Origin of the sequence: Microcella flavibacter (assembly GCF_012530535.1) — a bacterium.
In the GTDB taxonomy this organism is placed as follows: domain Bacteria; phylum Actinomycetota; class Actinomycetes; order Actinomycetales; family Microbacteriaceae; genus Microcella; species Microcella flavibacter.
In genome coordinates this window covers 1,510,432-1,527,870 of record NZ_CP051299.1, presented here as the reverse complement: position 1 = coordinate 1,527,870, position 17,439 = coordinate 1,510,432, and the positions used below count along the sequence as shown (strand labels likewise).

The following is a 17,439-nucleotide window of genomic DNA, read 5'->3' as shown; positions in this document are numbered from 1 at the left end:
ATACCTATACATAGATTCGACGAGCGGACGACGTCACGAGACGGGGGTGGATCATGGCCGATCGCACATTGCGCGGGATGCGCTTGGGCTCGCAGAGCCTGCAGAGCGAGGAGGGCGTCGAGTTCGCCTCGCGCCAGCGCGCGCAGTACCGCACGACCGACGGCGAGCACTTCGAGATCGTGTTCTCGGCCGACGCTGAGCTGCCCGACACGTGGGAGTCGCCGAAGAGCGGCCAGGAGGGCGTGCTGCTCGCGCCCGACGGCACGCCGATCGACATCGTGCAGGGCGAGGTCAAGGCCGCCCGCACCCACTGGGACATGCTGCTCGAGCGCCGCAGCATCGCCGAGCTCGAGGAGCTGCTCGAGGAGCGCCTGCAGCTGCTGCGCGAGCGACGCGGCACCGCGGGCAGCGAGAGGCTCGGGGCCTAGCTCCGCCCCGTGGCCGCGTCGGCCCCGCCGCGCAGGCGGTCTCGCACGCCCCACGCGGTGACGCGCCAGAGCGCCTCGGCGACGATGCCCGCGTGCATCTTCGAGCGGCCCGACGCGCGCTCGACGAAGGCGATGGGATGCTCGAGGATGCGTCTGCCCGCGCGCTCGAGCATCCACGCCGTCTCCACCTGGAAGCAGTACCCGTGCGAGGAGACGACCGCCTCGTCGACGCCCTCGAGCGCCGTGACGCGGTAGACCCGGAAGCCCGCCGTGATGTCGGCGATGCCCGAGCGCAGCAGGCGCCCGGCGTAGCGGTTGCCCGAGCGCGAGATCGCCCGTCGCACCCACGGCCAGTTGACGACGCTGCCGCCCTCGATCCAGCGCGAGCCGATCACGAGGTCGGCGGCGTGCGCCTCGGCGAGCGCGATCATCGCCAGCAGCTCGGCCGGATCGTGCGAGCCGTCGGCGTCGATCTCGACGACGAACCGGTAGCCCTGCTCGCGCGCCCGGGCGAAACCGGCGAGGTAGGCGGAGCCGAGACCGCGCTTGCCGTCGCGGTGCAGCGCGGACACGGCGGGGTCGACCGCGGCGAACTCGTCGACGATGCGGCCCGTGCCGTCGGGCGAGGCGTCGTCGACGACGAGCACGTCGGCGGCGGGCACAGCGATGCGCACGCGATCGATGACGGCGCGGATGCTGCCCGCCTCGTCGTACGTGGGCAGCACGACGAGCACGTCGGCGTCGGGGCGGCGGGTCACGCGAGCGGCTCCGGGGTCGACGGCGCGAGGCCGTGCGGGTCGGATCGGCGGGGGTCCGCTGCGCGCCGCCCCGCGCGCCCGAGGTGCAGGGCCGCCAGGGCGAGGGAGGCGAGGCCGAGCATCCCGAGCCCGAATTCGAGGGTGCGGCCGAGCGCGTGCGCGGGGGTGATGACGGTGCTGAGCGGCACGTCGGCGACCATTGTCCCCGCCTCGTAGAGCGGCAGGCTGTCGATGTCGCGGCCGTCGGGGCCGATGATCGCGCTCGCGCCCACGGTGGAGGCCTGCACGACGCTGCGGCCCCGCTCGATGGCGCGCAATCGGGCGATGGCGAGCTGCTGCACGTTCTGGTCGCTGCGGCCGAAGTCGGCGTTGTTCGTCGGCGCGGCGATGAGGGTCGCGCCCTCGTCCACGATGCGCGCGAGCACCTCGTCGTCGACGATGTCGTAGCAGATGGCGATGCCGGTGACGACCCCGCGGGCGACGAGCTCGGCGTCGTCGAGGATCGTGTCTCGCTGGCCGAAGGAGTAGTCGCGCGGCACGAGGTCGAAGAGGTCGGGGGCAAGCGGGTAGAAGAAGTCGCGCTCGGGCAGGTACTCGGCGAAGGGCACCGGGTGGATCTTGTCGTACTGGTCGACGCTGCCCTCCCCCTCGCGCCAGAGCAGGGCCGAGTTGAAGGTCTCGTCCCCCTCCTGCGTGATCGTTCCGACGATGAGGGGTGCGTCGAGGTTGCGCGTCACGACGTCGAGCACCGACGCCGAGTACTGGTCGCGCAGCGGATCGATGTCGCTGGAGTTCTCGGGCCAGACGACGAGGTCGAGCTCCTCCCCCGCGTCGAAGAGGGGTCGCGTCGCGTCGTAGTGGTCCTGCAGGATGGCGCCCCGCTCGCGGCCGGCGAACAGCCCCGCCTCGGAGTCGCCCTGCACCGCGGCCACCCGGGCGGTGCCGGAGGTGACCGTCGGGAAGGCCGGCCAGACGAGCAGGAGGGCCGCGAGGGCGACGACGCCCGTCCCGCGGGCGAGCACCGGTGTGCGGCGCTCGACGACGACGGCCGCGAGCGCCGCTGCGAGGAGCGCGACGAGGAAGCTGAGCCCCGACATCCCGACCCAGCCGACCCAGCCGGCGAGCGGCCCCTCCGCCTGCGTGACCGCGAGCCGGCCCCACGCGAAGCCGCCCCAGGGGAACACGTTCGCGATGCCCTCGCGGAGCATCCACAGGGCGGCGAGCACGACGGGGAGCAGAACGAGGCGGCCCGCCGGCCCGGGGAACGCGCGCGGCAGCCAGCGCCAGGCCAGCGCGATCGGTACGGCGCCGAACGCCACCCACAGCACCTGGGCGATCGTGAGCGCCAGCCACGGCACGGGCCCGAGGTAGACGGTGAGCCACTCGATGAGCGCACCGTAGTAGACGAAGCCCCCCACCGCGCCGACGAGCAGCGCCCCGCGCAGGCTGCGACCCCGCAGGCTCAGCAGGAAGAGCGCGGTGCCCCCGATCGACAGCGGCCACCAGCCGCGGTCGGGGAACCCGGCGTCGAGCAGCAGCCCGCCGGCCGCGGCGGCGAGCAGGGCCAGCCCGATCGGCATGCCGGCATCGGCTTGCGACGACGTCGGCGGCGGGCCGAGGAGGGGGGTGCGGGGGTGCGGGGCGAGCGCGGCATGCATCACCCGATCGAGTCTACGAGCGCGACGATGGATGCTCACGCCACCGAGCTGTAGGCGACGATGCCGCGCCGCACCCCGTCGAGGGCCGCGCGCGCGGTGCGCCCGACCGGCCCGTCGGCGACCACCGAGATCTGATCGAGCAGGTCGATGGTCTGCTTGCACCAGCGCACGAAGTCGCCCGCCGCGAGCCCGGCGTCGCGCAGGACCTTCTCGAGCGGGGCGCCCTTCGCCCACTGGTACATAGGCAGGGCGAGGGTCGTGGCGAGCATGATGGTGCCGGGAAGCTGGTGCTCCTGCTCGAGGTCGTCGAGCTCGGCCCAGAGCAGCTGCGTGCGCTCGAGCGCGGGGCGGAAGGCGCCGCGCGGCAGGGCGTACTCGGGCGCCTGGCCGTCGTCGCGCCGCGCCTCGAAGACGATCGCGCAGGCCATCGCCGCGAGCGAGGGGGCGTCGAGGTCGTTCCAGAGGCCCGTCCGCAGGCTCTCCGCGACGAGCAGGTCGCGCTCTCCGTAGATGCGGCGCAGCGCCCGGCCGTCGTGCGAGAGGCCGAGGCGGCCGTGCTCGTCGGGCACGAGGTAGTCGAGGCGGCGCAGCACGTCGACGACGCGATCGAAGACCTGCGCGACGGCGCCCGTGCGGCCGTGGATCTGGCGGCTCACCTTGTCGGTCTCGCGCTTCAGGCGCCACCAGCGCTCGGCCCAGCGCGAGTGCGCCTCGCGGTCGGCGCAGCCGTGGCAGGGGTGCTTGCGCATGCGGGTGCGCACGCCCTCGATCTGGCGCTGGCGCCGATCGCGCTCCGCCCGTCCGCCGGCCTCGCCCTTCTGCGCGCGCAGGCGCTCGAGGTCGCTGAGCTCGCGTCGCAGCGCCGCGTACTCGCCGAAGTCGCCGAGGTGGCACTGCATCGACTGCGCGTAGCCCTCGAGCGAGGCCTGCTGCTTCCGCACCGTGCGGGCGAGGTCGACGACCGCGCGGTCGGCCTGGAACTGCGCGAACGAGCTCTCGAGGATCTCGCGGGTGCGCTGGCGCCCGAACTGCTCGATGAGGTTGACGGCCATGTTGTACGTCGGCCGGAAGCTCGAGTTCAGCGGGTAGGTGCGGCGCGAGGCGAGCGAGGCGACGGCCTGCGGGTCGAGCCCGCCCGTCCACTGGATGACCGAGTGCCCCTGGGTGTCGATGCCGCGGCGCCCGGCCCGGCCGGTGAGCTGCGTGTACTCCCCCGGCGTGATCGGCACGCGCGCCTCGCCGTTGAACTTCTCGAGCTTCTCCAGCACGACCGTGCGCGCGGGCATGTTGATTCCGAGCGCCAGGGTCTCGGTGGCGAAGACGACCTTGACGAGCTTCTTCTGGAAGAGCTCCTCCACCACCTCCTTGAAGGCGGGCAGCATTCCGGCGTGGTGCGCGGCGACCCCGCGCTGCAGGCCGTCGAGCCACTCCCAGTAGCCGAGCACCGCGAGGTCGTCGTCGCGCAGCGTGCGGCAGCGCTCCTCGACGATCTGGCGGATCTCCTCGCGCTCGTGCGCCTCCGTCAACCGCACGCCGGTGCGCAGCAGCTGGGTGACGGCGCCGTCGCAGCCGGCCCGGCTGAAGATGAAGAAGATGGCGGGCAGCAGGTTGCGCTGCTGCAGCATCCCCACGATGTCGGCGCGGGATGCCCGGCCGTCGCCGTCCGCGCGCTTCTCCCACCGGCGCGGGTGGTGCTGCCGCCCGCGGTGCGGGGTGTGCCCGCCCGCGCGCGCGAGCTGCACGAGCTCGGGGTTGACGCGGTTGGTCGCCGCCTGCCCGCTCGAGTCGAAGAGGTCGACCATCTTGGAGCGCACGACGACGTGCTGCTCGAGCGGCACGGGCCGGGTCTCGCTGACGATGACGTCGGTGTCGCCGCGCACGGCCTGCAGCCAGTCGCCGAACTCCTCGGCGTTCGACACCGTCGCGCTGAGCGAGATGAGCGCCACGTGGGAGGGCAGGTGGATGATGACCTCCTCCCACACCGCGCCGCGGAACCGGTCGGCGAGGTAGTGCACCTCGTCCATGACGACGTAGGCGAGGTCGCGCAGCAGGTCGGAGTCGGCGTAGAGCATGTTGCGCAGCACCTCGGTCGTCATGACGACGATCCGCGCGGAGGCGTTGATGTTGGTGTCGCCCGTGAGCAGGCCGACCTCGCTCGCGCCGTAGGTGGCGACGAACTCGTTGTACTTCTGGTTGCTGAGCGCCTTCATCGGGGCGGTGTAGAAGATCTTCGCCCGCGGGTCGAACATCGCCAGGAACACGCCGAACTCGGCGACGATCGTCTTGCCGGCGCCGGTCGGGGCGGCGACGAGCACGCTGCGCCCCTCCTCGAGCGCGGCGCAGGCGGTCTGCTGGAAGGGGTCGAGGTCGAAGGCGGCCTGCTCGCGGAAGGCCTTCAGGCGGGGATGCTTGCGCAGGGCCGCGGCGGCCGCGAACCGCTCGGCCGGGGTCGGATCGCTCATGCGGGGGCCGTGTCGATGCCGTACTCGGCCGCGAACGCCGCATCCTTCTTGGCGACCCGCCTGTCGTGCAGCACCGCGACCGCCGCCGCGAGGAAGTACAGCCCGATCATGGGGATGGCGAGGAGCACCATCGAGAGCACGTCGGCGGCGGGGGTGGCGAGGGCCGTGAAGGTGGCGACGCCGAGGATGGCCCAGCGCCAGGCCTTGAGGATGCTGCCCCCGGTGATGACGCGGGCGAAGTTGAGGGCCACGAGGACGACGGGGAAGATGAAGCCGACGCCGATCGCGAGGATGAACTTGATGGCGAAATCGAGGTAGATGCGAGCGCTGAGAAAGGTCGCCGACTCGTCGAACGAGAAGCTCGTGAGCAGGGTGACGATGTTCGGGAAGACGTACCACGCGGCGAGGCAGCCGCCGACGAAGAGCGGAGCGGTGGCCGCGAGGAAGCCGATGGCGTATCTCTTCTCCTCGCGGTGGAGCGCGGGGACGATGAAGGCCCACAACTGGTAGAGCCAGATCGGCGAGGAGGCGATGATGCCGACGACGATCATGATCAGCAGGCGCGTGTCGAAGGCCTCACCGATGGTCGTGTAATTGAGAGTCGCCTGGACGTTCTCGTCTGCTTCGGCCCGCACGAGGACGGGCGCACTGAGCGCCGCCCAGATCGGATCGACCGCCCACCAGGCCGGGATCGCCGCGACGACGATCGAGAGCCCGGCGATGGTGATGCGCTTGCGCAGCTCGACGAGGTGCGCGCCGAGGGTCATGCGGCCCTCGGGATTCCGGGGCCGCGCGGTGCGACCGGCCACCGGCTACTTCGTGGCGGTGGAGTCGGTGCCGTCGCCGGTGCGGGGGGCCGGAGCGGCCGAGGGCTGCGCGGCGGGGGCGGAGTCGCTCGGGGCGGCGGTGCTCGTGGCCGTGCCGGCGTCGGTCGCGTCCTCCTCCTTGCCCGCCTTGATCTCCTTCTTGAAGATCGTCGCGGACTGGCCGAGGCTCTTGGCGAGCTGGGGCAGCTTGGGCGCGGCGAAGAGGAGCAGGATGACCAGCAGCAGGATGAGGCCGGTCCAGCCGGAGAGTTGAGGCATGACAGCGTCCGTCTCTTGAGTCGGGGTGCGAAGCGCCGTCAGTCTAGCGCCCGCTCCCCGCACCCTCCGCGGCGCCGCCCGGGAGGACGCCGTGCGATCGCCCTACGCCGGCGGCCGCTCCCCCGCCGCCGCGAGGGCCGCCCGCGCCCACTCCGCGGCCGTCCGGCGCGCGTGCTCGGGGGCCGTGATGACGCCGACGCCCGCGAGCCGCGCCGCGAGGCGGCCGATCATGCCCTCGTGCGCGAGCGGGATCGTGACGGTCGCCTCGTCGCCCGCGTACACCACCTCGTCCTCGGGGCCGAGGAAGTCGTGCAGCAGGCCGAGGGCCGAGGCGGGCATCCCGACCGTCACCCGCAGGTCGTCGGCGTCGCCGCGGAAGAGCTCCCCCGGCGCCGAGGAGGCGGGGTGCTCGGCCGCGGGGCCGATCGGCTCGGCGCTCGCCATGCGGTCGAGGCGGAAGGTGCGCTCCGCGTCGCGGCTGAGGCTCCAGCCGCGCAGGTACCAGACGTCGTCGATGGATTCGAGGCGCAGCGGGTCGACCTCGCGCAGCTCGCGCTCCCCCGCGCTCGTGACGTAGTCGATGCGCAGGCGCTCCCGGCTGGCGACCGCGGCGGCGACGATCGTGCGCAGCGGGTCGACGGCGGTGGGATGCACGGCGAGCGGCGTCACCGTCGAGGCCGAGCCGCGCGCCAGCTTCGCCATGAGCTGCCCGATCTCGGGCCGCTCGGCGAACGCGGGCAGCGCCGCCACCGACTGCAGACCGGCCAGCAGGGCCGCGGCCTCGCGCGCCGAGAAGCGCGGCCGCTGCTGCAGGGGCGCCGCGCGGAACCGGATGACGTCGCGCTCGTCGAAGTCGTCCCAGTCGATGTCGAAGAGGCCGTCGTGCTGGTAGAGCCCCTCCGCCCCGGGATCCCCCGTGGCGGTGAGGTAGGTGACGTACTCGCGCATCTGGGCGGGCGTGACGCCGAAGTGCTCGGCGGCCTCGGCGACCGTCACTCGCGCCTGGTCGATGAGGTACGGGACGAGGGCGAGCAGGAAGGCGAGCTTCTCGCCGGACTTCTGCGGGGCGCGGCGCTCAGCCATGGGCCGCCGCCACCGCGCGCCAGCGGTCGAGCACCGCGGCGCGCAGGCTCTCGGGCTCGAGCACGCGCACGCCCGCGCCGAAGGCGGCGAGCTCGTCGGCGAGCACGTCGAGGTCGGTCGTGCGGATGCGCAGGGCCTCGCCGTCGTCGCCCGTCGCGGCGTCGGGCACCGCCTCGACCTCGGTGCCGGCGCGGTTGCGCAGCACGACGTCGGCCTCGCTCCCGCTCGTCGTGCGCACGAGGGCCGTGGTGCGCTCCCAGACGCGCTGCAGCTCGGCGCCGGCCCGCGCGGCCTCGTCGGGCGCCGCGGGGCGGGCGGGGGCATCCTCGATGCGCACGGCGCCCACGATGCGGCGCAGCAGGAAGGTGCGCGGCCCGCCGGCGACCTCGTCGTGGGCCTGGAGGTGCCAGCGGCCCTCGTGGTTCACGAGCGCGAGCGGCGAGACCGTGCGGCGCTCGGGCTCACCGCGGCCCGCTTTGAGATAGGGGAAGCTCACCTGCCGACCGCGGTCGATCGCGGCCGCGAGCGGATCGTAGGAGGGGTCGCGGGTGCCGATGGAGGGGGCGAAGCCCAGCTCCTGCGCATCGACCGAGAGGCCGAAGGAGCGCAGCTTCACGAGGGCGCGGCGGGAGTGCTCGGAGAGCGAGCCCTCGCGCCAGACCTGGCCGGCGAGGGTCAGCAGGGCGTACTCCTCGGCCGAGAACTCGACGTCGTCGGGCAGCTGGTAGCGCTCCTTGGCGATGCGGTAGCGCTGCTGCTTGGTGTCGTCCTCCGCGCCCGGGGGCGCGACCGTCTCGAGCGGCACGCCGAGGTCGCGCAGGTCGTCCTTGTCGCGCTCGAACTGGCGCTCGAGGTTGTCTCGGTCGGCGGCGACGGCGTAGCGCTCGGCGTAGCCGTGCACGGTCGACAGCAGCTCGTGCTTCGTGAGGCCCTGCGTCGTCGCGACGAGCGCGAGCACGAGGTTGAACTGGCGCCGCTCGACCGGCACGCGGGCGCGCACGGCGCCGGACGCGGCGGGCGCGTCGGCGGAGCGGCGGGCGGCCACGGGGCCCGCTACTGCTCGATGCCGAGCACGTCGACGACGAAGACCATCGTCGAGCCCGGCGGGATGCTCGCGGGAGCCTGGCCCTCGGGGTAGCCGTCCTCCGGCGGGATGATGACGATCACCTGCGAGCCGACGGTCTGCCCGATGAGCCCCTCGGCGAGCCCGGGGACGACGCCCTCCGGGTCGTCCTCGAAGCTCGCGGCGGTGAAGGTGGAGGCTGCGCCGCGCTCCCAGCTCGAGTCGAACACGGTCTTCTCGTCCCAGAGCAGGCCGGTGTAGTGCAGCACGACGCGGTCGCCCTCGGCGACCTCCTCGCCGTCGCCCGTGACGAGCACGTGCGTGCGCAGTTCGGCAGGGGCCTCCTCGTCGGGGATGGTGACGCCGGGCACGCCCTCGGGGCTCGTGACGACGGCCGGCACGCCCCGCGCGCCGAGCTGGGGCTGGCCCGTCGCGCGGCCCAGGTAGCTCTGCACCACGTCGATGACGGCGACGACGGGTGCGTCGTCCTCGAAGCCGAGCGCGGGGTCGAGCGCGCCCGAGCCGAAGACGTCGGCGATCGTCGCGGTCGCGGCGATGCGCGAGCCGACCTCGGCGCACTGCACGACCTCGGCGAAGAGCGGCGTGGTCGCGCCCTCGGCCGGCTCGCCCGCGGTGGTGCGCAGCGGGTCCTGCTCGTCGTCGTACGCGGTCGCGGTGATGAGCTCGCCGCTCGCGGCGTCGAACAGGCTGACCTCGAGGTCGACGATCGCGCCCTCGCGCACGAGCGCGCCGTCGCCCCCGACGAGCACGGACTGCTCGGCGCCCTCGGAGATGAGGGGCGTCGGGAAGCTCACCTCGGGGGTCTGCCCCACCTCGCCGCTCGCGTCGACCGTCGCGGCACCAGGGCCGGTGCCGACGAGCGGCTCGCAGTCGGCGGGAGGGACCGTGCATGCCGTGAGGGTGGCGAGCAGGACGCCGCTCAGGACGATCGCGGCAGCGGGAGTGCGCACGGAACCTCTTCTTGTCGCGGTGGGGGTGGGCCTGACCACTCTACCGGCTGGCCTCGGGCTGATCGGGGGTCGCGGCGGGGCCCTCGGACGCATCGTCGGAGGACGCGGCGGGCGCCTCGCGCGGGGCGTTGCGGAGGGCGGAGCGCTCGGCCAGCGACTGCGACTCGCGCACGACCTTGCGCAGGCGCTTGTCGCTCGCCTGCCGGTCGCCCAGCGCGCCGGGCGTCCACAGCTCGACGTCCTCCTCGCTGTGCTCGGTCTTCGAGCCGCGGCGCGCCTTCGTGAACGGCGGCGCGCCGGAAGCGAGCAGCCGCGCGGTGATGAGGAAGCCGGTGTGGGCGACCATGCGGTGGTCGGGGCGCACCGAGAGGCCGTCGACGTTCCAGCCCCGCACCATCGTCTCGCTGGAGAGCGGCTCGGTGAAGCGCTCCATGCCCCGGATGGCCTCGGCCGTGCGGGAGAGCTGGGTCGCGGTCGCGACGTAGCAGAGCACGACGCCGCCGGGGGCGAGCGCCTCGGCCACGGCGGGGAGGCACTCCCAGGGGGCGAGCATGTCGAGCACGACCCGGTCGACCGTGGCCGGCGCGCAGGTCTCGGGCAGGGCATCCTGCAGATCGCCGAGGGTGATCGTCCAGTTCTCGGGCGCCTCGCCGAAGAAGGCGGCGGCGTTGCCGCGGGCGATGTCGGCGAACTCGGCCCGGCGCTCGAAGCTCAGCAGGCGGCCGGTCGGGCCGATCGCGCGCAGCAGCGACATCGAGAGAGCCCCCGAGCCCACGCCGGCCTCGACGACCGTCGCGCCCGGGAACACGTCGGCGATCGAGACGATCTGCCCCGCGTCCTTCGGGTAGACGATCGCGGCACCGCGCGGCATCGACATCACGAAATCGTTGAGCAGCGGCCGCAGCGCCAGGTACACGACGCCGGCGGAGTTCTCGACGACGCTGCCGTCGGAGAGGCCGATGAGCTGCTCGTGGGGCAGGATGCCGCGGTGCGTGTGCAGGGCCTTGCCGGGTTCGAGCGTCACGGTCGTCATCCGGCCCTTGGGGTCGGTGAGCTGCACCTGATCGCCGATGACGAAGGGGCCGGACTGGCGGCGCAGGGTCATGAGGTGCCTTCCGGATGGTGGTGGCGGTGCAGGGCGAGCGCCAGGTCGTCGACGCCGCGACCGTCGAGGGTCGGCCAGAGCACGTGGGTCGGGGCCTCGTGCAGCTCGACGTGGCAGGGCACGCCGATCGCGGCCGCGCCCGAGGCGATGGCCGAGACGAGCCCGAACTCGCTGTCCTCGATGGCGGCGCAGCGCTCGATGGGCACGCCCAGGCGCTCGGCGGCCAGCAGGTACGGCTCGGGGTGGGGCTTGGCGTGCTCGACGTCGTCGCCGGCGACGACCACCGCGAAGACGTCGTCGCCGATCGCCTCGGCCACGGCGAGCGCCATGCGCCGCAGCGACATGGTGACGAGGGCGACGGGGATGCCCTCCGCGCGCAGCGCCGCCAGCAGCTCGCGCGCTCCCGGGCGCCAGGGCACGCTCTCGGCGATCTGCGCCATGACGCGATCGGTCAGGTGGTCGATGATCGCCGTCGTCGACAGGGAGACACCCGCCTGCTGCAGGATGCGGGCGGAATTCTCCAGGCCCGAGCCGACGAGCTGCATGGCGTCGTCATGGCTCCAGGTGCCGCCGTGCTCGGCGACGAGCGCGGTCTCGGCGGACATCCAGTACGGCTCGGTGTCGACGATCGTGCCGTCCATGTCCCACAGCACGGCGGCGGGCCGGTCGGGGGCGTGATGCGGTGTGGTCACGACGGTCGAGTCTAGAGGCGTTCTATCCTGGGGAGTCCCCCGCGCGAGCCCGCGCGGACGGCCCCCGATTCCCTAAGGCGAGTGCGTGACCTCCACCGATCTGTTCCGCAGCGGACGGCTGCTCGTCGTGGCCTTCGAGGGCTGGAACGACGCCGGCGAGGCGGCGAGCGGGGCGGTCAAGGCCCTCAAGGAGGTGCTCGACGTCGTCGAGATCGCCGACATCGACCCCGAGGACTACTACGACTTCCAGCTGAACCGGCCGCAGATCGAGACGACCGACGACGGGCGGCGCGTGCTGCGCTGGCCCTCGGTGACGATGTTCGGCCCCGCCAACGACGACGGTCTCCCCCGCGACGTCGTGCCCGAGGCGCCCCTCAACGTCAGCGGCACCAACCACGACAACATCTACCTGCTCGTCGGCACCGAGCCGAGCCGCGGCTGGCGAACCTTCGCCACCGAGACGATGGATCAGGCGCTCACCGCCGATATCACGGGCATCATCATGCTCGGCGCGCTGCTCGCCGACGTGCCGCACTCGCGGCCGATCGCGGTGCACGCCTCCAGCGAGAACGCGCAGGTGCGGGAGGAGCTCGAGATCGAGCGCTCGACCTACGAGGGGCCCGTCGGCATCCTCAGCGTCATCGCGGCAGCGGCGGAGGAGGTGGGCATCCCCGTCGTCACGCTGTGGGCCTCGGTGCCCCACTACGTGCACAACGCGCCCTCCCCCAAGGCCATCCTCGCCCTGCTCGACAAGCTCGAGGAGTTCGTCGACGTGACCATCCCCCGCGGCGACCTCGTCGACGAGGCCCGCGCGTGGGAGGAGGGCATCGACTCCCTCGCCGAGGACGACGAGGAGATGTCGTCGTACATCGTCGCGCTCGAGAGGGCCCGGGATGCCGTGGAGGCGCCCGAGGCGAGCGGCGAGGCGATCGCGCAGGAGTTCGAGCGGTACCTGCGCACGCACGAGGACGACGAGGAGCCGGGCGAGGCCCAGGAGTCGGACGATCCGGATGCGGCCGCTCCCGCGGACGACGAGGGCGACAGCGGCACCGGCAGCGGACCGGCCTCGGCGGCCTGACCGCTCGGGCGCCTACAGCGGGTCGAGCACGCCCGTCGCCAGCAGGATCAGCAGCGCGCTGCCGAGCACGACGCGGTAGATCACGAAGGGCAGGAACGAGCGCTTCGAGATGTACCGCATGAGCCCCGCGATGACGGCGAGGCCGACCCCGAAGGCGACGACCGTCGCGGCGGTGATCTCGAGCGCCGAGAAGGGGCTCGCGCCCGGCTCGCGGATGGCCGTGACGAGCTCGTAGAGCCCGCTGCCGAAGACGGCGGGCACGGCCAGCAGGAACGCGTAGCGCGCGGCCGCCGGCCGGGTGTACCCGAGGGCGAGGCCCATGGTCGTCGTCGCGCCGGAGCGCGAGACGCCGGGCACGAGCGCGAGCATCTGCGCGGCGCCGTAGGCGAGCCCGTGCGGGTAGGTCAGCTCGTTCAGCTCGCGGTCGCGCCGGCCGAGGCGGTCGGCGAGGCCGAGGATGATGCCGAAGACGATGAGCACGATCGCCACGAGCCACAGCGAGCGGAACGCGGTGCGGATGTACTCCTGCGCGAGGTAGCCGACCACGACGATCGGGATCGTGCCGATGATGATGAGCCAGCCCATCCGCACGTCGGGGTGGTTCGCGGGCAGCTCGCGCCGCAGCACGTGCCGGAACCACGCGCCGATGATGCGCGTGATGTCCTTCCAGAAGTAGAGCAGCACCGCGAGCTCCGTGCCGATCTGCGTGATCGCGGTGAAGGTCGCGCCCGGATCCTGCGCGCTCGGCAGGATCTCGCCGGCGATGCGGAGGTGGGCGCTGGAGGAGATCGGCAGGAACTCGGTCAGGCCCTGGATGAGGCCGAGGACGAGGGCTTCGAGGAACGACACCCGCAGACTCTAGTAGCGGCGCAGCAGGTCGGTGAGCGCGGCGTGGCCGAACTCGAGCGCCGAGAGCGGCACGCGCTCGTCGACCCCGTGGAACATGGCGGGGAAGTCGAGGTCGGGCGTGAGCTTGAGCGGGGCGAAGCCGTAGCCGGTGATGCCGAGCTCGCTGAGCGCCTTGTTGTCGGTGCCGCCGCTGAGCAGGTAGGGCAGCACCTGCGCCTCGGGGTCGTGCCGCTGCAGGGTGGCGACCATGGCCTCGACGAGCGGCCCCTCGAAGGGGTTCTCGAGGCCCACATCTCGCACGACGACCTCGATCTCGACGTCGTCGGGCAGCATCGCCCGCACCTCGGCGAGCACGGCGTCCTCCTCCCCAGGCAGGGTGCGGATGTCGACGAGCGCCTCGGCCGTGTCGGGGATGACGTTGTGCTTGTACCCGGCCTGCAGCAGCGTCGGGTTGCTCGTCGTGCGCAGGGTCGCCGTGAGGAACCCCGCGGCGGTGCCGGAGCGCAGCATGAGCTCGTCGGGCCCGGTGCGCTCGGGGTCGACGCCGAGCAGCCGGGCGATCTCGCCCAGCAGCCGCTCGGTCGTGCCGGTGAGGTGCAGCGGCCACTCGCGCCGCCCGATGAGCGCGATCGCCTCGGCGAGCTTCGTGACCGCGTTGTCGTGGATGACGCGCGATCCGTGGGCCGCCGTGCCGCGGGTGCGCAGGCGGATCCAGACGAGGGCCTTCTCGCCCGTCTGCAGCAGGTAGGCGCGCTTGCCGCCGATCTCGACCGAGTAGCCGCCGACCTCGCTGATGGCCTCCGTCGCACCGGCGAAGTGCTCGGGGCGGTGGTGCACGAGGTGGTGCGAGCCGTAGACGCCGCCGTTCTCCTCGTCGGAGAAGAACGCCACGACGAGGTCGCGGTTCGGCCGCGCCCCCGAGCCGAGGATCTCGCCGAGCGCGGTGAGGATCATCGCGTCCATGTTCTTCATGTCGACGGCGCCGCGGCCCCACAGCATCCCGTCGCGGATCTCGCCGGCGAAGGGGTCGACCGACCAGTTCGCGGGGTCGGCGGGCACGACGTCGAGGTGGCCGTGCACGACGAGCGCGGGACGCTCGCCGCGGGCGGTGTCGACGGGATGCTCGTACGAGCCGTCGACGCGGGCGATCACGCTCGTGCGCCCCGGTGCGGCGTCGATGAACTCGGGTTCGAGCCCCATCCCGGTGAGCAGCGCGCCGACGTACTCGGCCGCCTCGGTCTCGCCGTTGCTGCGCCCCTCGCCGTAGTTGCTCGTGTCGAAGCGGATGAGATCGCGCGCGATCCGGGCGGTGTCGTGGAGCTCGTCGCCTGCCATGACGACCACGCTACCCGGCGCTCGCCGCGGTGCGAGGGGGCCCCGAGGACGTGCTAATGTCGTCTCTCGGTTGCCCCGCCCTCGTGCGGAGCAGCCGGACCAGCGCGGGTGGCGGAAATGGCAGACGCGCTAGCTTGAGGTGCTAGTGCCCGGATAGGGCGTGGGGGTTCAAGTCCCCCCTCGCGCACGCTGGTCCGGTCGGATGGAGCTCGACTCCGCTCGACCGTGAGACCCGGTTTACGACCTGGTTGAGACAGGCCTGATCCGTCAGGTGAACGGCCCCGGTGAGCATCGCTCCCGGGGCCGTTCGGTCGTTCCGGGGCGTGCTCGTCCCGTCCGTCCGTCGCGACGATCCGGGCGAGGGATGCTCCCGGTAGGGTTGCGCGCGATGACCGTGACGCGACGCAGCCTCCTCGCCGGTGCCGCCGGCGTCTCGGTGCTGGCGCTCGCCGCGTGCACGCCGGATCCGCCGCGGCCCGCGCCGACCGCCACCACCCCTCCCCCCGTCGATCCGCTGCGGCCGCTCTCGATCCGCCGCAGCGACTGGACGCGGGACGGCTTCGCGCAGGGCGCGACGAGCTTCATCCCCGTCGGCGAGACGCCCGACCGGCGCGACGACCTCGCCGCCCCCGTCGACGACCGCCTCTTCTTCGCCGGCGAGGCGACCTCGCGCACGGCCCCCAGCAGCCTCGAGGGCGCGCGCGAGAGCGGCGAGCGCGCCGCGGAGGAGCTGCTCGCCGTCGCGGCGGAGGGCGAGCGCATCGCCGTCGTCGGCGCGGGGCTCGCCGGGGCGATCGCCGCCCGGCGCATCCGCGACGCCGGCTTCGAGGTGCTGCTCATCGAGGCGCGCGAGCGCGTCGGCGGCCGCATCCGCACGATCGACGGCGACGACCAGCAGCCCGACGAGCTCGGCGCGCTGTGGCTGCGCGAGGGGCGCGACGACGTGCTGCTCGCCGCCCTCGAGGAGGCCGGGGTCGAGACCGCGCCGCTGCGGCGCACGAGCGTGCGCACGGCCGAGCAGCAGCTCGACGCGGCCCTCGTGGAGGAAGCGGTCGTCGCGATCGACGCCTCCGTCGCCGCCACGGCCGAGACCGTCGCCTTCGACCTCCCCGTGAGCGGCGCGATCGCCCTGCTCGGCGCGCTCCCCGACGAGGCCCCCGCGCCGAGCGCGCCCAGCCCGCGCGCCGCCGTCGGGCTCTACACGGACGGGCTCGGCATCGCCACGGGCGCAGAGGCCCGCCGCATCTCCACCCGCTACGCGCTCGACGAGCTGCCGAGCGGCGACCGGCTGCTCTCGATCGGCGGGCTCGCGCGCTACGTCGACTCGCTGCTCGACGGCATCGACGTGCTGCAGTCGAGCGCGGTCACCACCGTGCAGCGCGACGAGGGCTCGCTGAGCCTGCGCCTCGGGGCGGGCGAGTCGCTCACCGTCGACCGCGCCGTCATGACCGTGCCGCTGGGCGTGCTGCAGTCGGGCGGCATCACCTTCGAGCCCGAGCTGCCGCTCGTCAACCGCCGGGGCATCGCCGCGCTCGGGGTCGGGTACCTCGAGACCGTGTGGGTGCGCTACGCCGAGGCGGTCTGGACGGAGCGCGCCGAGACCTGGAGCCTCGTGCCGACCGACGGCGGCCCCGACATCCGCACCTGGGTCAACCTCCAGCCCGTGACGGGCGACGCCGTGCTCGTGGGGCTGCTCAGCGGGGCGGAGGCCCGGCGGTTCGCGGGGCTCGGCGACGAGCAGGCCACCGACGCGGTGGTCGCGGCGCTGGAGCCGTTCCTGCGCGACTGAGGCGCAGCATCCCGATCGCCGATTCGAGGCGCCGCAGCGGGTGGAACCGGCCCTCGAGGATGAGCAGCGAGGCGATGAGGGCGAAGAGCGCCAGCGCGGCGAGGCTGAGCAGCGCGAACTCGCCGAAGCCGCTCACCTGCGCCGGGTCGAGGAAGAAGTACGGGTACCAGCCGACGAGCGGCCCGCGGATGAGGGTGACGACGCCCCAGCCGATCGGGTAGCCGACGACGACGGCGAGGATGCGCCAGCTCACCCGGCGCTCCCCCGGGGCGAAGAGCCAGTCGAGCAGCAGGTACGCCGGCAGCCAGTAGTGCAGGATCTGGTCGCTCCACGGCACGTCGAGCCGGTAGCCGCGCTCGGAGGCCTGCGCGGCGAGGATGGCGAACACGATGCCGGCGACGAGGAGGAAGCTGGTGACGGCGAGGCGCAGGCCGGGCATCCACCAGGGGTCGGATGCGCGCCGCAGGGCCACGATGCCGCAGGCGGTGTTCGCGACCACCGCCACCATGTTGCTCTGCACGGTGAGGTACGCGAAGAAGTTCGCCGAGGCGAAGGCGCTGAAGCCGAGGCCGTAGTCGAAGCGCGCGACGAGGGCGATCACGCCCGTGACGGCCGCGAGCAGGCGCAGCACCCCGAAGATCCGACGGCGCGCCAGGACGGCCGCGTCGGATCGGAGACTCATTCCACCGAGGGTGCCATGCTCTCGGCCCGCTGCTGGATCGCCCGCTCGCGGTTCGCCAGGAACAGCGGGAAGGTGAAGGCGATCGCTGTCAGGCCGGAGAAGGCGATGTACGCCCACAGGTGCCTCATGCCGAGGCGCCGGCCCTCGATGACGATGAAGGCGCAGCCCGTGACGGCCATGATCAGCAGGTCGGTCGTGAGGGATCCGACGGCCGGGCCATTATTGAACCAGTCGCCCAGGAAGTCGTTGCGCTCGATGATGGCGATGACGTTGTACGTCCAGGTGCCGACGAGGCCGATCACCGCGAGAACGAGGAACACGATGGCGCGAGGAGTCCAGTGACGGGTCAGGGTGCTCAGTCGGGTCATGCAGACATCATCGCCCCGTTCGGGCTGCTGCTC

At 73.0% G+C, this 17,439-nt stretch carries 17 protein-coding genes and 1 tRNA gene; 4 read left to right on the top strand and 14 right to left on the bottom strand.

Features of this window, described 5'->3' with window-relative positions; genetic code table 11:
* The first annotated feature begins 53 nt into the window (after positions 1-53).
* A complete protein-coding gene (locus HGB54_RS07200; protein WP_168915832.1) occupies positions 54-428 on the top strand; it encodes an RNA polymerase-binding protein RbpA in 375 nt (124 codons plus the stop codon).
* On the opposite strand, the gene HGB54_RS07195 is transcribed toward HGB54_RS07200, so the two are convergent.
* The 10 genes from HGB54_RS07195 to HGB54_RS07150 form a co-directional block, all read right to left on the bottom strand.
* Positions 425-1,186: a polyprenol monophosphomannose synthase gene (locus HGB54_RS07195; RefSeq protein WP_168915831.1), complete on the bottom strand. Its 762-nt coding sequence runs from the start codon at positions 1,184-1,186 to the stop codon at positions 425-427. The two genes, HGB54_RS07200 and HGB54_RS07195, sit on opposite strands and share 4 nt — an antisense overlap.
* Complete coding sequence (lnt, locus tag HGB54_RS07190; RefSeq protein WP_228546010.1) at positions 1,183-2,844, bottom strand: apolipoprotein N-acyltransferase; 1,662 nt, start codon at positions 2,842-2,844, stop codon at positions 1,183-1,185. The genes HGB54_RS07195 and lnt overlap by 4 nt, the downstream gene beginning before the upstream one ends.
* 35 nt (positions 2,845-2,879) lie before the next feature.
* Complete coding sequence (locus tag HGB54_RS07185) at positions 2,880-5,306, bottom strand: DEAD/DEAH box helicase (protein ID WP_168915830.1); 2,427 nt, start codon at positions 5,304-5,306, stop codon at positions 2,880-2,882.
* The gene (gene tatC / locus HGB54_RS07180) at positions 5,303-6,115 is read right to left on the bottom strand and encodes a twin-arginine translocase subunit TatC (RefSeq protein ID WP_228545726.1); all 813 of its coding nucleotides are present in this window, start codon (positions 6,113-6,115) and stop codon (positions 5,303-5,305) included. Before tatC ends, HGB54_RS07185 begins: the two co-directional genes overlap by 4 nt.
* 3 nt (positions 6,116-6,118) lie before the next feature.
* Positions 6,119-6,391 carry a twin-arginine translocase TatA/TatE family subunit gene (locus tag HGB54_RS07175; protein ID WP_168915829.1) on the bottom strand — a complete coding sequence of 91 codons (273 nt, stop codon included), beginning with the start codon at positions 6,389-6,391 and terminating at the stop codon, positions 6,119-6,121.
* Between the two features lie 102 nt (positions 6,392-6,493).
* Positions 6,494-7,474 (bottom strand): helix-turn-helix transcriptional regulator, encoded by a 981-nt coding sequence (locus tag HGB54_RS07170; protein WP_168915828.1) that lies wholly within the window; start codon positions 7,472-7,474, stop codon positions 6,494-6,496.
* Positions 7,467-8,519 (bottom strand): helix-turn-helix transcriptional regulator, encoded by a 1,053-nt coding sequence (locus HGB54_RS07165; protein ID WP_228545725.1) that lies wholly within the window; start codon positions 8,517-8,519, stop codon positions 7,467-7,469. Before HGB54_RS07165 ends, HGB54_RS07170 begins: the two co-directional genes overlap by 8 nt.
* A gap of 8 nt (positions 8,520-8,527) precedes the next feature.
* Complete coding sequence (locus HGB54_RS07160; protein WP_168915827.1) at positions 8,528-9,508, bottom strand: FKBP-type peptidyl-prolyl cis-trans isomerase; 981 nt, start codon at positions 9,506-9,508, stop codon at positions 8,528-8,530.
* 40 nt (positions 9,509-9,548) lie between these two features.
* On the bottom strand, positions 9,549-10,613 hold the full coding sequence (locus tag HGB54_RS07155; protein WP_168915826.1) for a tRNA (adenine-N1)-methyltransferase: 1,065 nt from the start codon (positions 10,611-10,613) through the stop codon (positions 9,549-9,551).
* Entirely contained in the window at positions 10,610-11,305 is a 696-nt protein-coding gene (locus HGB54_RS07150) for an HAD family hydrolase (protein ID WP_267237824.1), read from the bottom strand. The genes HGB54_RS07155 and HGB54_RS07150 overlap by 4 nt, the downstream gene beginning before the upstream one ends.
* Before the next feature lie 85 nt (positions 11,306-11,390).
* Here HGB54_RS07150 and HGB54_RS07145 point away from each other — a divergent pair, with 85 nt between their 5' ends.
* The gene (locus tag HGB54_RS07145; RefSeq protein ID WP_168915825.1) at positions 11,391-12,383 is read left to right on the top strand and encodes a PAC2 family protein; all 993 of its coding nucleotides are present in this window, start codon (positions 11,391-11,393) and stop codon (positions 12,381-12,383) included.
* Positions 12,384-12,395: 12 nt separating this feature from the next.
* Here the strand turns inward: HGB54_RS07145 and HGB54_RS07140 are convergent, their stop codons facing one another.
* Positions 12,396-13,232, bottom strand: coding sequence for an undecaprenyl-diphosphate phosphatase (locus tag HGB54_RS07140; RefSeq protein ID WP_168915824.1), 837 nt, complete (start codon positions 13,230-13,232; stop codon positions 12,396-12,398).
* Positions 13,233-13,241: 9 nt separating this feature from the next.
* On the bottom strand, positions 13,242-14,567 hold the full coding sequence (locus HGB54_RS07135) for a M20/M25/M40 family metallo-hydrolase (protein ID WP_168915823.1): 1,326 nt from the start codon (positions 14,565-14,567) through the stop codon (positions 13,242-13,244).
* Positions 14,568-14,669: 102 nt separating this feature from the next.
* Here HGB54_RS07135 and HGB54_RS07130 point away from each other — a divergent pair.
* Positions 14,670-14,754 (top strand) — tRNA-Leu (locus HGB54_RS07130).
* A gap of 201 nt (positions 14,755-14,955) precedes the next feature.
* Positions 14,956-16,356, top strand: coding sequence for a flavin monoamine oxidase family protein (locus HGB54_RS07125; protein ID WP_168915822.1), 1,401 nt, complete (start codon positions 14,956-14,958; stop codon positions 16,354-16,356).
* Here the strand turns inward: HGB54_RS07125 and HGB54_RS07120 are convergent.
* On the bottom strand, positions 16,262-17,038 hold the full coding sequence (locus tag HGB54_RS07120) for a Pr6Pr family membrane protein (protein ID WP_168915821.1): 777 nt from the start codon (positions 17,036-17,038) through the stop codon (positions 16,262-16,264). The genes HGB54_RS07125 and HGB54_RS07120 overlap by 95 nt on opposite strands.
* Positions 17,035-17,406, bottom strand: coding sequence for a DUF2834 domain-containing protein (locus HGB54_RS07115; protein ID WP_168915820.1), 372 nt, complete (start codon positions 17,404-17,406; stop codon positions 17,035-17,037). Before HGB54_RS07115 ends, HGB54_RS07120 begins: the two co-directional genes overlap by 4 nt.
* Positions 17,407-17,439 lie beyond the last annotated feature (33 nt).

Coding starts and splice junctions, on each gene's coding strand:
- HGB54_RS07200 (WP_168915832.1), top strand. CDS start 54: ATGGCCGATCGCACATTGCGCGGGATGCGCTTGGGCTCGCAGAGCCTG.
- lnt (WP_228546010.1), bottom strand. CDS start 2,844: ATGCATGCCGCGCTCGCCCCGCACCCCCGCACCCCCCTCCTCGGCCCG.
- HGB54_RS07185 (WP_168915830.1), bottom strand. CDS start 5,306: ATGAGCGATCCGACCCCGGCCGAGCGGTTCGCGGCCGCCGCGGCCCTG.
- HGB54_RS07175 (WP_168915829.1), bottom strand. CDS start 6,391: ATGCCTCAACTCTCCGGCTGGACCGGCCTCATCCTGCTGCTGGTCATC.
- HGB54_RS07170 (WP_168915828.1), bottom strand. CDS start 7,474: ATGGCTGAGCGCCGCGCCCCGCAGAAGTCCGGCGAGAAGCTCGCCTTC.
- HGB54_RS07155 (WP_168915826.1), bottom strand. CDS start 10,613: ATGACCCTGCGCCGCCAGTCCGGCCCCTTCGTCATCGGCGATCAGGTG.
- HGB54_RS07135 (WP_168915823.1), bottom strand. CDS start 14,567: ATGGCAGGCGACGAGCTCCACGACACCGCCCGGATCGCGCGCGATCTC.
- HGB54_RS07125 (WP_168915822.1), top strand. CDS start 14,956: ATGACCGTGACGCGACGCAGCCTCCTCGCCGGTGCCGCCGGCGTCTCG.
- HGB54_RS07120 (WP_168915821.1), bottom strand. CDS start 17,038: ATGAGTCTCCGATCCGACGCGGCCGTCCTGGCGCGCCGTCGGATCTTC.
- HGB54_RS07115 (WP_168915820.1), bottom strand. CDS start 17,406: ATGACCCGACTGAGCACCCTGACCCGTCACTGGACTCCTCGCGCCATC.